This is a genomic window from Photobacterium piscicola, assembly GCF_046058925.1.
In the GTDB taxonomy this organism is placed as follows: Bacteria; Pseudomonadota; Gammaproteobacteria; order Enterobacterales; family Vibrionaceae; genus Photobacterium; species Photobacterium piscicola.
This window is the reverse complement of record NZ_CP175534.1, coordinates 1,011,973-1,026,681: the sequence shown is the minus strand read 5'-3', so window position 1 is coordinate 1,026,681 and position 14,709 is coordinate 1,011,973. Positions and strand designations below refer to the sequence as shown.

Sequence of the window (14,709 nt, the reverse complement as noted above, 5' to 3'; positions counted from 1 at the left end):
TGTAACCTTAACCGCAAGGAATAAGCGAGATAACCACAAGACGAAATATAACAATAGCGAACCTAAGCTAAAATTCGCTGTCATAACAACGCAGAAGGTTATCGATAATTACCCCGTTATCCCATATTAATCGACATGGTGGTTGTATTACTTATATGTTCCAATTTGCTAAAGCACCAACTTATCTCTTACTGTCAGCCTTGCTAACAACAAGCTTGCCAGCTATAGCGAATAATGCCTCTTTGCCTGATATTGGTACCACAGCAGCATCAACCCTCACTATTGATAAAGAAATTGAATATGGTGAGATGTACATGCGTATGATGCGTGCCAGTCGTCCTATTATTAATGACCCCGTATTAACAGAGTATATTCAAGATCTTGGGCATAAATTAGCCGCTAATGCTGACGGTGTTAAAACCCCATTTAATTTTTTCTTAATTAAAAATTATGAGATCAATGCCTTCGCACTCTTTGGTGGCAATATTGGTATTCACTCAGGATTATTTTTACATGCCAAAACTGAAAGTGAACTCGCCTCAGTTATCGCACATGAAATTGCTCACGTCACCCAACGTCACCTTGCACGTTCATTAGAAGATCAAGCGAAAAAAAATCCAGCAACAATGGCAGCAATGCTAGGCTCGCTACTATTAACAATTGCAGCACCAGAAGCAGGAATAGCAGCACTCCATGCAACCACTGCCATCTCAATGCAAGGTATGTTAAATCACACCCGTAGTAATGAAAAAGAAGCGGATCGCATTGGCATATCCACCCTCGCTAAGGCTGGATTTAATCCACAAGCCATGCCACATTTTTTTGAACGGTTAGCTGAACAATACCGCTATACCACTAAACTACCAGCAATGTTACTCAGCCACCCATTACCTGAATCACGTATAACTGACAGTCGCTTACGTGCTAATAACTATTCAGTGGTAAGATTACCGCCTTCAGAACGCTACCTATTAGCAAAATCACGAATGGTGGCTCGCTATGTCGGTTTTAGCCAAACATCAGCCTTAAACTGGTTTAACGCTGAACTTAAAAAGACGCCAGTTAATCAACGTAAAGAACTGAACTATGGTAAAGGATTGGTTTATCTTGATAGTGGTCAATACGCTAAAGCCCAGCAATTATTATTGCCACTCCTTGCAGCTGAGCCAAATAATGCTTTTTACATAGATGCCGTTACAGATTTAAATCTCTACCAAAAACACTATGACAAAGCGATAAACCGTTTAGAAAGTGCCTTACAATATCAACCAGAAAGTAGCGTATTACAGTTAAATTTAGCTAATGCCTTATTTGAAGCTCAACGTTATCAACAAAGCATTAAAATATTGAACCGCTATAGCTATCAACATCCCAATGATATTAATGGCTGGGCATTATTAGCGCAAAATTATGCTAAACAGAATCAACGAGATGGTGAATTAGCAGCGATGGGAGAATTAGCAGCATTACGAGCTCAATGGGGGCTAGCAATTAGCAACTACACTCAAGCGGCGCAACGAGCAAAACTAGGCTCTCTTGATCAAGCACGTTATGATGCACGATTGGATCAACTTCGCCTTCAACAAGCCAAATTTGAAGCTTTACGTTCTTCTTTTTAGTGGCTCTTTTTATTTATAAGGAATTTATTATGACCATCACTATTTATCACAATCCACGTTGTTCAAAAAGCCGCGAAACATTAGCCATACTGACAGAGCAAGGTATCACTCCCACAGTAATTCATTACTTAGATACACCACTGACAATTGAACAACTTCAACAGCTTTACCGCCAACTTGGCTATAACAATGTCCGTAAAATGATGCGTACTAAAGAACAACAATATAAAGAACAACAACTCGATGTGGAAACACTCACGGATCACACTTTATTTGAAGCAATAGTGTCATGCCCTAAATTACTTGAACGTCCGATTGTGGTTAACAGTGACAATGATAAAGCAGCAATGGGCCGTCCACCTGAGCATGTATTGAGTATTTTATAATGACTAAAATCTTAGTGCTCTATTACAGTCTTCATGGCAATACGCGTCAATTAGCACGTCATATTGGCCGTGGTATTGAGCAAATAACAGATTGTGAAGCAGTACTAAGAACCGTGGCTGACATTTCAACAGCAGCCACATCACAGCTAACAACAGCGTCAGACCCCATTGTCAGTCATGATGATCTCAAGCAGTGTGCAGCCATGGCGATGGGAAGTCCGGTTAGATTTGGCAATATGGCAGCGCCACTCAAGCACTTTTTAGACAGTACCAGTGCTGAATGGCTATCAGGTACATTAATTGGTAAGCCTGCCTGTGTGTTTACCTCATCGTCATCATTACACGGGGGACAAGAAACAACGCTACAATCTATGATGTTACCGTTGTTACATCATGGAATGCTAATTGTTGGTATTCCCTACTCTGAACCGTTATTACATACAACGCACCATGGAGGTACACCTTATGGCGCATCGCATGTTAATAACGGCACAAATAAACAATTACACCCAGATGAAATAGCACTTGCTCAAGCCATTGGACGGCGTTTAGCAACCACAGCATGTAAATTAAACGGCTAAGAAAAGGAATCTTCATGCCCAAAATGCAACGATTGACCTATTTCTGTCGTCAAACTGCATTATTCAGTCATTGTAGTTTGATTATTTTTATTGGCCTATGGCAATTATTGTTATCGCCTCATCCTCAATTATCAGCCCTCATCATTACCGCATTATGGGTCATCCCCTTATTATTCCCCTTACTCGGAATGCTGGCAGCAAAACCTTATACCCATGCGTGGGCAAATTTTATTTTACTGTTTTATGTTCTGCATGCCGTTACGCTTATCACCCTCAATGATGGAGAACAAGGATTAGCTATCATCGAGTTGATTATTGTTAGTGTTTGCTTTGTTAGTAACATTCTGTTTGCACGTTTACGCGCTAAAGAGCTAGGCATAAAATTAAAACGATTATCACTAGTTGAGCGTGAAGAGCGAACCCGTTATAACGATTAATTAACTGCCGTCACCGCTAAAAATATCAAAAAAAGCCTCGGTATCATTACCGAGGCTTAGATTTAACGATCACGCTATTGTTATAATGCGACGCTATCAGCTATTCCAATAATAAATATTTTGTGGTGTTACTGTTAATACGCTCACTGCAGGCACAGAAGACGGTGTAGTTGCCGCTGTCGAAGTTGCTGTTACTGGTGTTGATACCGCAGGGTCAGCCGCAAAAGCTACACCAGATTGAGTTTGACGAATTTGATCATCGTGGCTAATTTCTTGATGGAACGCCTGCTCAGAACCTTGAAGATTCAATTGAAAAATAACACTATTGCCTTTAATTCTCATGGCATTCGCGCTGTGCACTGTCGTTAAACCATTGAGCATTTTTTCTAATGCAAAAAAGTTTTCTGTTGAGTGAATATTATCAACTTCAATATTAATATTCCCCCCCGCTGCGCCACCTAAAACAACGGCATATTTCTTAGCTAGATAATCAGTCACTTGATTAATCATCTTAGTTGACGTCTGCGCTAATGTACCCGATGTTGTGCCACTAATCGGTTGTGTCTCTGTCGTTGCTATTTTGCTTGGCTGTTGTGGGTAAAACTGCCAATTTAAGCTAACATTTCCGTCAGGCTGTTGTTGTGCTTTAACCAGCAATAATCCATCAGCATTATAATGTGCGCTAGCAGAGGCAATAGGATCAATAAAATCACCCCATAAATCTGACGCATTGACCGCTGTTGCATCAGTCATGTCACCAACAGGGAACGTTAATGGTAAACCTCGACTGTCCGCCGCTTGTTTGGTGTCGTTCACCAACCCATTAGTTGATTGATCCCACAAAATATTACGTTGTTGACCATCGCTATCAACCATCCATACTAAAATATTTGGACGTTGATCTTTCCAAATACTTGCTTTTGATTTAATCAGCAATTGCTTAATTTGGTGTTTATCAAAACTTAAATCAATGGCCCGCTGACCATTCACTTGGCTGTAACCAAACTGACTAATATAGTGACCACTGTTAGTAATCGCGGTTTTAATTGCTGCGTTATCAAGAACATCAGTATTACCTGATATTTTCACCAACACATTCGCTAATCCTTGTTCGCGAGCAGCTTGATCTGCTTGTTGATCATTCCCAATCAAAGTAACTTGGGTTTGATAAAGATCATTCACCGTCACAGCTTGTACTGGCAAAGCCAATACGGCTAAAAATAATAATGCAAATCGCAACATAGTAAGACTCATGGTTAACTCAAAAAAATAGACCTATTAAAGCAGACAACAGGTTTCACCATTGGTGCCGTATCATAGCGCAGAGTGTGAATAATTCACTCGACAAATTCGAGAATATGATTCTATAACTCACATTTTAAACTGCCTAATAACTCTTCCCATGCAAAGAAAACGCCATTCGTTCTAAATTCACACAATCATAAGCATTTTTTATCTTTCATTCATCTAGGTTATCGTTTGCTTCCATGCTAGGATCACGCGATTTTTTTTTACTCAGAGATGAATATCATGATGCAGGTTCTTCAAGGTGCGCAAATGTTATTTGTAGCATTTGGAGCATTAGTTCTGGTTCCGTTATTAACTGGACTTGATCCTAATGTTGCCTTATTTGGCGCAGGTGCTGGCACACTATTATTTCAGATCGTCACTAAACGTTCTGTTCCCATTTTTTTAGCCTCATCTTTCGCCTTTATTGCTCCAATGATGTATGGCATTCAAACATGGGGCGTTGCAAGCACTATGGGCGGATTAATGATGGCAGGTGTCGTGTATGTCATTATGGGATGCATTATTAAAATTAGAGGGGTCGGCTTTATACACCGTCTATTACCTCCCGTTGTTGTGGGCCCGGTCATCATGGTAATTGGTCTAGGCTTAGCTCCTGCTGCTGTCAATATGGCGGTAGGTAAAACGGGTGGCGGTGACGTACAGCTTGTCGCTCATGATGTTGCATTATGGATTTCTGCTATTTCTCTGATTGTAACAATCAGTTTAAGTGTGTTTGCTAAAGGGATTTTAAAATTAGTACCAATTGTCGGAGGTATCACAGCCGGTTACATTACCAGTCTTGGCTTTGGCGTTGTTGATTTCACACCAGTTATTCAAGCAAGTTGGCTGGCAATGCCAAATTTCACTTTTCCAGAATTTAATCTTAATGCCGTACTATTTATGATTCCCGTAGCGATTGCACCGGCGGTAGAACATGTCGGTGATATGCTCGCAATATCCAACGTAACCGGTAAAGATTATCTTAAAAAGCCCGGGCTTCACCGTACAATGGCTGGTGATGGTATAGCAACGATTGCAGCATCATTAATGGGCGCACCACCAAACACAACCTATTCAGAAGTGACTGGTGCCGTTATGTTAACCAAAGCCTTTAATCCTGTGATTATGACATGGGCAGCGGTTACGGCCATTGTATTAGCGTTTGTCGGAAAACTGGGCGCTATATTGCAAACAATTCCAGTGCCTGTGATGGGCGGTATTATGATTTTATTATTTGGCTCAATCGCAACGGTTGGTCTTAATACTTTAATTACTCATCAAGTTAATCTTCATAAACCAAGAAACTTAGTTATTGTTGCAGTAACACTTGTATTTGGTATTGGTGGCATGGCATTTGGTATTGGTGAATTTAGTCTTCAAGGCATTAGCCTTTGTGGCATAGTCGCTATTTTATTAAACCTGATTTTACCGCATGATTTAGGTGAAGATGCAACCAGTATGCAAGTGGAAGATACTGAGCATCTGTAATGACTGTCGTTATTATTTATAATTTATTACCCTAAATAAAAAACCGGACATATCAGTCCGGTTTTTTTATATCAGCGATAATCAATACTAAAATTATTTAGTACCAAAGATTTTATCACCAGCATCGCCAAGACCAGGAACAATATATCCCTTGTCATTTAGCTTCTCATCAATAGCCGCAGTGTATAGCTCTACATCTGGGTGTGCTTTTTCTAGTGCTGCAATACCTTCAGGTGCCGCAACAAGTACCAATACCTTAAATTGAGTACAACCATGTTCTTTTAATAGATCAAGCGTTGCAATCATTGAACCGCCAGTTGCTAGCATTGGATCAACAACAAGTGCAATACGCTCATCAATGTTTGAGGCTAATTTATTAAAGTAAGGTACAGGCTCTAGTGTTTCTTCATCACGGTAGATACCAACAACACTAATACGTGCACTTGGCATATGCTCTAATACACCGTCCATCATGCCTAAACCCGCACGAAGAATTGGCACTACAGTCACTTTTTTACCTTTTAGTTGATCGATTTCTACTGGGCCATTCCAGCCTTCAATCATCACTTTTTCTGTTTCGAAGTCTGAAGTCGCTTCATACGTTAGTAGGCTGCCAACTTCGGTGGCCAATTCACGAAAACGCTTAGTGCTAATATCACCTTCACGCATAAGACCAATCTTATGTTTAACCAGTGGGTGTTTCACCTCAACGACTTTCATCTCGACTCCTGGGAACTAAATTATAAAAAAATAAAAAAATCGCAGCATTATATACCAAGCCAATCGATTGCCGATAGTCTCAAATGCGTAATTGATTAAAATTTAATTGCTACAACAATTTGACGCAAACGTTTGCTCTACTATGAGGACTGCTGGTATTATACGCTGGTTTTTTACTTTAATACGTTTGAGGGATCATCTGTGAGCAACAAAAACTCTTCTCTTAGTTACAAAGATGCTGGTGTTGATATTGATGCTGGTAATGCGTTAGTTGACCGTATTAAAGGCGTAGTTAAACGTACTCATCGCCCTGAAGTTATGGGTGGTATTGGCGGTTTTGGTGCTTTATGTTCCCTACCTACAAAGTACAAAGAGCCTGTTTTAGTGTCTGGTACTGATGGCGTCGGTACTAAACTTCGCCTTGCTATGGATCTAAAACAGCACGATACCATTGGTATTGATTTAGTCGCTATGTGTGTTAACGATCTGATTGTACAAGGCGCTGAGCCTCTATTTTTTCTAGATTATTACGCTACCGGTAAACTTGATATTGATACAGCTGCAAGTGTTGTTACTGGTATTGGTGAAGGCTGTATTCAATCAGGCTGTGCACTTATTGGTGGTGAAACGGCTGAAATGCCTGGCATGTATCACGGTGAAGATTACGACGTTGCCGGCTTTTGTGTGGGTGTCGTTGAAAAAGCAGACATTATTGACGGCTCTAAAGTTAGTGCAGGTGATGCCCTAATTGCTGTTGGCTCTAGCGGTCCACACTCAAACGGTTATTCATTAGTACGTAAGATTCTAGAAGTATCTCAAGCAGATCTTAATCAAGAACTTGACGGTAAAACACTGTCTGAGCACTTATTAACTCCAACTAAAATTTATGTAAAATCAGCATTAAAGATGATTGAAAATTGCGATATCCACGCTATTTCTCATATCACTGGTGGTGGTTTCTGGGAAAATATTCCTCGTGTATTACCACAGGGAACCAAAGCCGTTATTGATGGTAATAGCTGGCAGTGGCCGGCGATTTTTAACTGGCTACAACAAGCAGGCAATGTCGATACCTATGAAATGTATCGTACCTTCAACTGTGGTGTCGGTTTAGTGATTGCATTACCACAAGCACAAGCTGCACTTGCTATTGAAATTTTACAGGCAGAAGGCGAAAACGCATGGTTGCTTGGTAACATTGCTACGGCTACCGCGGGTGAAGAGCAAGTAGAGATTAACTAAAGCTATGCATAATATCGTTGTCTTAATCTCAGGAAATGGCAGTAATTTACAAGCGATTATTGATAGTTGCACTAATGGCATCATCAAAAATGGCCGTATTGCTGCTGTGATCTCAAATAAAGCCGATGCTTATGGCCTTAAGCGAGCCCAATTTGCCAACATAGAAACTGCTTCTATCGCGGCAACGGATTACGCCAACCGCCAAGATTATGATCAAGCTTTAATTGAAAAAATTGATGCTTATCAGCCTGATGTGATTGTGTTAGCCGGGTTTATGCGGATTTTATCTGCGAGTTTCGTCAACCACTATCAAGGAAGAATGCTTAATATTCATCCTTCCTTGTTACCTAAATATACGGGATTAAACACCCACCAGCGCGCCATAGATGCGGGGGATCGCGAACATGGCACCAGTGTCCATTTCGTTACCGAAGAGCTTGATGGTGGCCCCGTTATTTTACAGGCAAAAGTCCCCATTTTTACAACAGACAGTGTCGACGATGTTATTGAGCGTGTGCAACAACAAGAACATAATATCTATCCATTAGTTATTCAATGGCTGCTAACTCAGCGATTATTAATGCAAAATGGGGCCGCGGTGTTAGATGGTAATCAACTACCACCACAAGGTTACGCTGCACAATAATCATTATTTGATGCTCACAAAAAAGGCGATCTTATTAAGATCGCCTTTTTATTATTACTGATAAATCAGATCAATTGGGTTTAGCACGCATTAACGTCTGCTGCGACGGCATGATAAACCGTCTCGCCAAAATGGAATACGCGAAATTCACCACGTACCATCTTCTGCCAGCTTTCATCATTCGTTAGAGGCTGAGTTGCAATCACTGTCACTACATCATTCGCCGTTGTTTCACGTTGAAAATCAATCGTTACATCTTCATCAATTAATGATGCTTTACCAAACGGGGCGCGACGAGTGATCCAATGTAAGTTATTGGTACAATAACTCAGAACATAGTCACCATTACTCAGTAGCATGTTGTACACACCCAATTGGCGTAATGTGTCACAACACTCTGCAAAATAACTAAAAACAGGGGTCATATCTTCCGGCAATACCGGAAAACGAATTTCTAACTGGTTCATTAGCCAACAGAAAGCAATTTCACTGTCAGTATCACCCACTGCTTGATTACGGCCAGTAACTAATTGCTCATAACCTGTCAATTGACCATTATGAGCAAAAGTCCAATAATTACCCCAAACTTCACGTGTAAAAGGATGAGTGTTTTCTAAATTTACCCCACCACGATTAGCTTGACGAATATGACTTACAACGGCACGACTTTTTATTGGGTATTGTTGTACCAATTCAGCAATACGTGATTTACAGCTTGGATTGGGATCTTTAAAGGTTCGAAATCCTTTACCTTCATAAAAAGTGATCCCCCACCCATCACGGTGTGGTCCTGTATTACCACCACGCTGCATTAAACCAGTAAAGCTAAAACAAATATCTGTTGGCACATTGGCACTCATGCCTAATAATTCACACATTTTTATTTCTGCTCTTTACGCTGAATCATGCTCATTTAAAGATCAATAATCGTTAGTATGATGGGATATATATCCCCCAATCGACGATTATTTTTCCATTTCTTTTTCAACTAACATAATTAAAATATGAATAATTTTAATATGAATTTCTTGAATGCGATCGGCATAGCCAAAATGTGGCACTCGAATTTCAACATCAGCAAGTCCTGCCATTTTGCCACCATCTTTACCGGTTAAGGCGATAGTTTTCATTCCCTTAGCTTGCGCTGCTGCAATTGCTTTTAGAATATTGGCAGAGTTACCTGACGTTGATAACCCAAATAACACATCGCCTTTAGCGCCAACCGCTTCTAAATAGCGAGAAAATACATATTCATAACCAAAATCATTACTGACACAAGATAGGTGGCTTGGATCGGAGATTGCAATCCCAGGATAACCTGGACGATCGTCTCGATAGCGACCGGTTAATTCTTCTGCAAAATGCATCGCATCACAATGAGAACCACCATTACCGCATGACAATACTTTACCACCTTGCTTAAATGAATCAGCTAACAATTTAGCTGCTGCTTCAATATCAGCCAAGTTTTTGTCGTCATTTAAAAAACGGTTAAGGACGTCAGCGGCATCAGTCAATTCGCTGCGGATCAGATCTTTATACATAAGCTGCTCTCTCAATGTTTTCTATTAAATACAAATCAAGCGAGCAATATGCTCGCTTGATGGTGTAATACATCATTAATCGCAGTTTACATACAAATAACTTACAGTGTCGACTCTTGATCTGATGCTTTGTCAGAATTAATCACTAAAGTTTGCTGTAATTGCGTAATTGAATGTACTAAATGAAGATTTGTTAGTTCAAATACACCTGCATGCTCCAATTTACGTTCAACATGCGGTAGTACCCCTAGCAAATATACAGGTAAAGTAGATAACCGATCCAATGCAGATTCAAAAGCATGAATAGCCGTGATATCAATAGTTGATACATCACTAAAATCAAGCACAACTGCACGGGTTTCCATTGTTGCATGCTCAATCACAGAAAATGCTTTTTCACTCGCAGCAAAGAATAACGGTCCATTAATATCGTACACCACCACATCATCACCGAAATTAAGGTGTGGATGTTTCGCATCAGTAATAGTAACGGTAGTTAAGCTTGCGATACGTTGAATAAACAATACGCCAGCTAATAACAAACCAACAATTACCGCCACCACCATATCAAATGCAACAGTCAGAATAAAACAAGTCATTAAAACAGCGACATCACGGCGAGGTGCTACTTTCAATGTATGCACAAAGTGTGGTGCCTCTGACATGTTCCATGCCACCATAATAAGTAGACCGGCTAAAGCACTCATTGGAACATAAGACAGTAAAGGCGCTAAAGCTATCATTGCGGCTAAAACAAAAATCGCATGAATAATACCAGAGATCGGAGAAAAAGCGCCTGAACGAATATTAGTCGCTGTACGAGCAATAGCTGCCGTCGCTGGAATACCACCAAAGAATGGCACAACCATGTTCGCAATACCTTGACCCACTAATTCCGCATTAGGATTATGTTTAGTACTGGTCATACCGTCAGCAACAACAGCACACAATAACGATTCAATACAACCTAAAATTGCAATAGTTAACGCTGAAGGCATTAGCTCAATCATTGTTGCCCAATTGAAGGTATCTGATTTCCATAACGGTAAAAATTGTGGTGCTTCTTGAGGAATACCGTGACCAACAATATTGCCAATGGTGTAGCTGAATTTCTCACCAAGTAACGTAACATGTTCAAGGCTAAAGTGATTTAAAGCTAGCGCTAAAAGTGTACCCACAAATAAAGAAACTAAATGAGGTGGAACGCGGGTTTTTAGTTTAGCCCAAACAATAAAGGTCATGATCGTAATAATGCCAACCAATGCGTCAGCATAATTCGTGGTTGATATGGCATGTGAATAAGCCATTACTTTTTCAGGAAAATGAATCGGGCTACCTAAAACATGTAAACCCAAAAGATCTTTTAACTGTAAAAAGGCAATAACAAAGCCAATCCCTGCGGTAAAACCTGTTGTTACCGGATAAGGTACATATGCCACTAACTGCCCAAGTCGAAATACGCCCATCAACAATAAGATAACCCCAGACATCATGGTCGCAAGCATTAAGCCTGATAAACCGTATTTCTGTGTTATTGGTAATAGGATTACCACAAATGCAGCTGTTGGTCCGGTAATGTTAAACCGTGAACCACCCAATAACGCCGCTAAGAAACCAGCCACGATAACAGTATACAAACCATGTTGAGGAGGAACACCTACCGCAATTGATAATGCCATACCTAATGGAATAGCCACAATACCAACAGTAACACCTGATACTAAATCGGCACGAAGCTTGGAAAGGGAATATCCCTGTTTCCACGATTGAGAGAGAGCTTGAAAAATCAACACAACAAAACCCCTGTGCTTATTGCACATAATAAAATAGGCATTGATGTCAACCCGAAAAGAGGGTCCGGCGGGCAACTGTCAGTCGGAAATCGGGAAAGGCAACAAACGGAAATACCGCTCACTTATCACTTGTGTAAAAAACACACAGTCGCAATAACGTGAACGGTATCACAATAGTGCTATATGTTAACGCTTCACTAATAATTCGCAAGTGAAAATAAAATCACCAATGATCTCGATCAAGGCGAGTAAAACCGCAGTATTGGTGTTTTTTATGATCTCATTACCGATCAATTATCAAATTAAATATTTTACATTTCTTTAAAAAATAACTTACAATCAGTCATAAGTGGTTAGACCTCTTACCTTGATTATTAAGGCTGCCATACTCTAAAAAACTATCGTGCAATATTGCGCTAAAAAGATGACTCAATCACGGGCCTTTTCTGAATGCAATACACTGTGCTGCTATATGATTACGGAGAATCGCTATGCTGACATTTATATACTTAATTAGCTTTATCTGTGTGTTTGGCATCCTCGCCTACCACCGTATCTCTCGTCTTATTTTTACCGCTATCATTGCCGCATTGTTAGTATTAGGTACCCTAATAAATGTTACAGGAATTATTAGCTGGTTAACGTTTGCTGTGATTGCCTTACCATTAAATATCCCCCAATTACGTAAAAAATTTATCACTCAATCAGCACTTCAATATTTTAAAAATGTTATGCCTCAAATGTCACAGACTGAAAAAGAAGCAATTGACGCTGGTACAGTATGGTGGGAAGCCGATCTTTTTAGTGGTAACCCCGATTGGAATAAACTTCATGCTATTCAATCTCCAACCCTAACACCTGCAGAACAAGCCTTTTTAGATGGGCCAGTGAATGATATTTGCCGCATGGTGAATGATTTCCATATCACTCATGATCTTGCTGATCTACCGCCTGAAGTGTGGCAGCAACTTAAGCAGCATAAATTTTTTGCAATGATCATTAAAAAAAATTATGGCGGGTTAGAATTTTCAGCTTATGCGCAATCACTGGTCTTACAGAAATTAACCGGCGTATCCTCGGTCTTATCTTCAACGGTTGGTGTGCCAAACTCTTTAGGCCCCGGAGAGTTATTACAGCACTATGGTACTGATGAACAAAAAAATTATTACTTACCACGCCTAGCTGCGGGTGATGAAATCCCTTGTTTTGCTCTCACTAGCCCAGAAGCAGGATCAGACGCTGGTTCGATTCCTGATTTTGGTATCGTCAAAAAAGGGATATGGCAAGGTGAAGAAATACTGGGCATGGAACTAACATGGAATAAGCGCTATATCACCTTAGCCCCAGTCGCCACTGTATTAGGCTTAGCCTTTAAATTATTCGATCCCGACCATCTACTTGGCGATAAAAAAGATATTGGTATCACCTGTGCCTTAATTCCAACCAATATTGATGGTATTAAAATTGGCCGTCGACATTTTCCATTAAATATTCCCTTCCAAAATGGTCCAACCCAAGGCGATAAAATCTTCGTTCCAATTGACTTTATTATTGGTGGTCAAACTATGGCTGGCCAAGGATGGAAAATGCTTGTTGAATGCTTATCTGTTGGACGAGGAATTACCTTACCGTCAAACACCACTGGCGGTTTAAAAACAGCGGCAATGGCAACCGGAGCCTATGCCCGTATTCGTCGTCAATTTAAATTACCCATCGGTAAAATGGAAGGTATTGAAGAACCCTTAGCACGGATCGTCGGTAATGCTTATGTGCTTGATGCTGCGACAACATTAACCGTTACTGGTATCGATTTAGGCGAAAAACCCGCGGTGATTTCAGCCATCGTTAAATACCATTGCACCCACCGTAGCCAAAAGAGCATTATTGATGCCATGGATATTGTCGGAGGAAAAGGGATTTGCATGGGACCGAGTAACTTCCTTGCGCGAAATTATCAAGGTGCTCCCATTGCAGTTACCGTTGAAGGGGCCAATATATTAACCCGTTCAATGATCATTTTTGGCCAAGGGGCGATTCGTTGTCACCCTTATGTACTTGATGAGATCAATGCTGCTTATATTGACGATCAGCAGCAAGCACTTAGTCAATTTGATAAAGCGGTATTTAATCATATTGGGTTTGTGTTGAGTAATATAGCCCGTAGTTTTTGGCTGGGCTTAACCGATGGTCGAGGCTCATCAGCTCCCCACAAAGATGCAACCTCTCGCTATTATCAACAAATGAATCGCTATAGTGCGAACCTTGCATTATTAGCCGATATCTCAATGGCAACACTGGGTGGATCACTTAAACGTAAAGAGCGTTTATCGGCCCGTCTTGGAGATGTATTAAGTCAATTATACTTAGCCTCCGCCACACTAAAACGCTATACCGATGAAGGCCGACAAGCGGAAGACATTGTGCTAGTACACTGGGGCTTACAAGATGCACTTTATCAAGCAGAAGTCGCCATTGATCATTTCTTAGCTAACTTTCCTAATAAAGTCATTGCGCAAGGATTACGGTTTATTATGTTACCAACAGGGTTACGTCGCCGCCAACCGAGTGATGAATTAGATCACCAGCTAGCACGCGTAATTCAAACCCCATCAGCCACACGAGATCGTATTGGTCGTGGCCAATTTTTAGAAGCAACAACAAATAATGCGGTTGGAATGATGGAGGTTGCTCTACTTGATATTCTTGCCGCAGAGCCAATTTATGATCGTATCTGTCAAGCCGCGAAGACACCGTTACCGTTCATGCAATTAGGCAAGGTTGCAGCAATAGGATTAGAACTCGGCGTGATCACCACCGAGGAAGCGCAATTACTTCACCGAGCAGAAGCAGGACGCTTAGACACCATCAATGTTGATGACTTTGATCCAGCACAATTAGCAATTAACCCGCTTCAAACCACCCCATCAATTAATAGTGCAGCATAAATAAGCGCATCATTGTGA

The 14,709-nt window shown here is 40.6% G+C and carries 13 protein-coding genes; 8 read left to right on the top strand and 5 right to left on the bottom strand.

Going from position 1 to position 14,709, the window contains the following annotated elements:
* Window positions 1–155 precede the first annotated feature (155 nt).
* The 4 genes from ACJZU6_RS05050 to ACJZU6_RS05035 are packed head-to-tail and all read left to right on the top strand — an operon-like array spanning window position 156 to window position 3,023.
* Window positions 156–1,619 carry a M48 family metalloprotease gene (locus tag ACJZU6_RS05050; protein WP_408900732.1) on the top strand — a complete coding sequence of 488 codons (1,464 nt, stop codon included), beginning with the start codon at window positions 156–158 and terminating at the stop codon, window positions 1,617–1,619.
* Between the two features lie 29 nt (window positions 1,620–1,648).
* On the top strand, window positions 1,649–2,005 hold the full coding sequence (gene arsC, locus ACJZU6_RS05045; RefSeq protein WP_408900731.1) for an arsenate reductase (glutaredoxin): 357 nt from the start codon (window positions 1,649–1,651) through the stop codon (window positions 2,003–2,005).
* Window positions 2,005–2,586, top strand: a complete 582-nt coding sequence (gene wrbA, locus ACJZU6_RS05040; protein WP_408900730.1) for an NAD(P)H:quinone oxidoreductase — start codon at window positions 2,005–2,007, stop codon at window positions 2,584–2,586. Before arsC ends, wrbA begins: the two co-directional genes overlap by 1 nt.
* Before the next feature lie 14 nt (window positions 2,587–2,600).
* Complete coding sequence (locus ACJZU6_RS05035) at window positions 2,601–3,023, top strand: DUF2069 domain-containing protein (RefSeq protein WP_107277075.1); 423 nt, start codon at window positions 2,601–2,603, stop codon at window positions 3,021–3,023.
* Between the two features lie 96 nt (window positions 3,024–3,119).
* Here the strand turns inward: ACJZU6_RS05035 and ACJZU6_RS05030 are convergent, their stop codons facing one another.
* Entirely contained in the window at window positions 3,120–4,277 is a 1,158-nt protein-coding gene (locus tag ACJZU6_RS05030) for a DUF2066 domain-containing protein (RefSeq protein ID WP_408900729.1), read from the bottom strand.
* Window positions 4,278–4,553: 276 nt separating this feature from the next.
* Here ACJZU6_RS05030 and ACJZU6_RS05025 point away from each other — a divergent pair, with 276 nt between their 5' ends.
* On the top strand, window positions 4,554–5,801 hold the full coding sequence (locus ACJZU6_RS05025) for a uracil-xanthine permease family protein (RefSeq protein ID WP_080158137.1): 1,248 nt from the start codon (window positions 4,554–4,556) through the stop codon (window positions 5,799–5,801).
* Between the two features lie 93 nt (window positions 5,802–5,894).
* On the opposite strand, the gene upp is transcribed toward ACJZU6_RS05025, so the two are convergent.
* The gene (gene upp / locus ACJZU6_RS05020) at window positions 5,895–6,521 is read right to left on the bottom strand and encodes a uracil phosphoribosyltransferase (RefSeq protein ID WP_061000219.1); all 627 of its coding nucleotides are present in this window, start codon (window positions 6,519–6,521) and stop codon (window positions 5,895–5,897) included.
* Window positions 6,522–6,722: 201 nt separating this feature from the next.
* Here upp and purM point away from each other — a divergent pair, with 201 nt between their 5' ends.
* Both purM and purN read left to right on the top strand, forming a co-directional pair.
* The gene (gene purM, locus ACJZU6_RS05015) at window positions 6,723–7,763 is read left to right on the top strand and encodes a phosphoribosylformylglycinamidine cyclo-ligase (protein WP_408900728.1); all 1,041 of its coding nucleotides are present in this window, start codon (window positions 6,723–6,725) and stop codon (window positions 7,761–7,763) included.
* Window positions 7,764–7,767: 4 nt separating this feature from the next.
* Window positions 7,768–8,409: a phosphoribosylglycinamide formyltransferase gene (gene purN, locus ACJZU6_RS05010; protein WP_408900727.1), complete on the top strand. Its 642-nt coding sequence runs from the start codon at window positions 7,768–7,770 to the stop codon at window positions 8,407–8,409.
* Between the two features lie 80 nt (window positions 8,410–8,489).
* On the opposite strand, the gene ACJZU6_RS05005 is transcribed toward purN, so the two are convergent.
* The 3 genes from ACJZU6_RS05005 to dauA all read right to left on the bottom strand — a co-directional run bounded on the left by ACJZU6_RS05005 (window position 8,490) and on the right by dauA (window position 11,746).
* Window positions 8,490–9,287 carry a class II glutamine amidotransferase gene (locus tag ACJZU6_RS05005; protein WP_408900726.1) on the bottom strand — a complete coding sequence of 266 codons (798 nt, stop codon included), beginning with the start codon at window positions 9,285–9,287 and terminating at the stop codon, window positions 8,490–8,492.
* A gap of 87 nt (window positions 9,288–9,374) precedes the next feature.
* The gene (gene lpcA, locus ACJZU6_RS05000) at window positions 9,375–9,953 is read right to left on the bottom strand and encodes a D-sedoheptulose 7-phosphate isomerase (protein WP_107277071.1); all 579 of its coding nucleotides are present in this window, start codon (window positions 9,951–9,953) and stop codon (window positions 9,375–9,377) included.
* Between the two features lie 101 nt (window positions 9,954–10,054).
* Window positions 10,055–11,746, bottom strand: coding sequence for a C4-dicarboxylic acid transporter DauA (gene dauA, locus ACJZU6_RS04995; RefSeq protein WP_235865952.1), 1,692 nt, complete (start codon window positions 11,744–11,746; stop codon window positions 10,055–10,057).
* A gap of 491 nt (window positions 11,747–12,237) precedes the next feature.
* Between dauA and fadE the strand changes: the two genes are divergently transcribed.
* Window positions 12,238–14,691: an acyl-CoA dehydrogenase FadE gene (gene fadE / locus ACJZU6_RS04990; RefSeq protein WP_408900725.1), complete on the top strand. Its 2,454-nt coding sequence runs from the start codon at window positions 12,238–12,240 to the stop codon at window positions 14,689–14,691.
* Window positions 14,692–14,709: the final 18 nt, after the last annotated feature.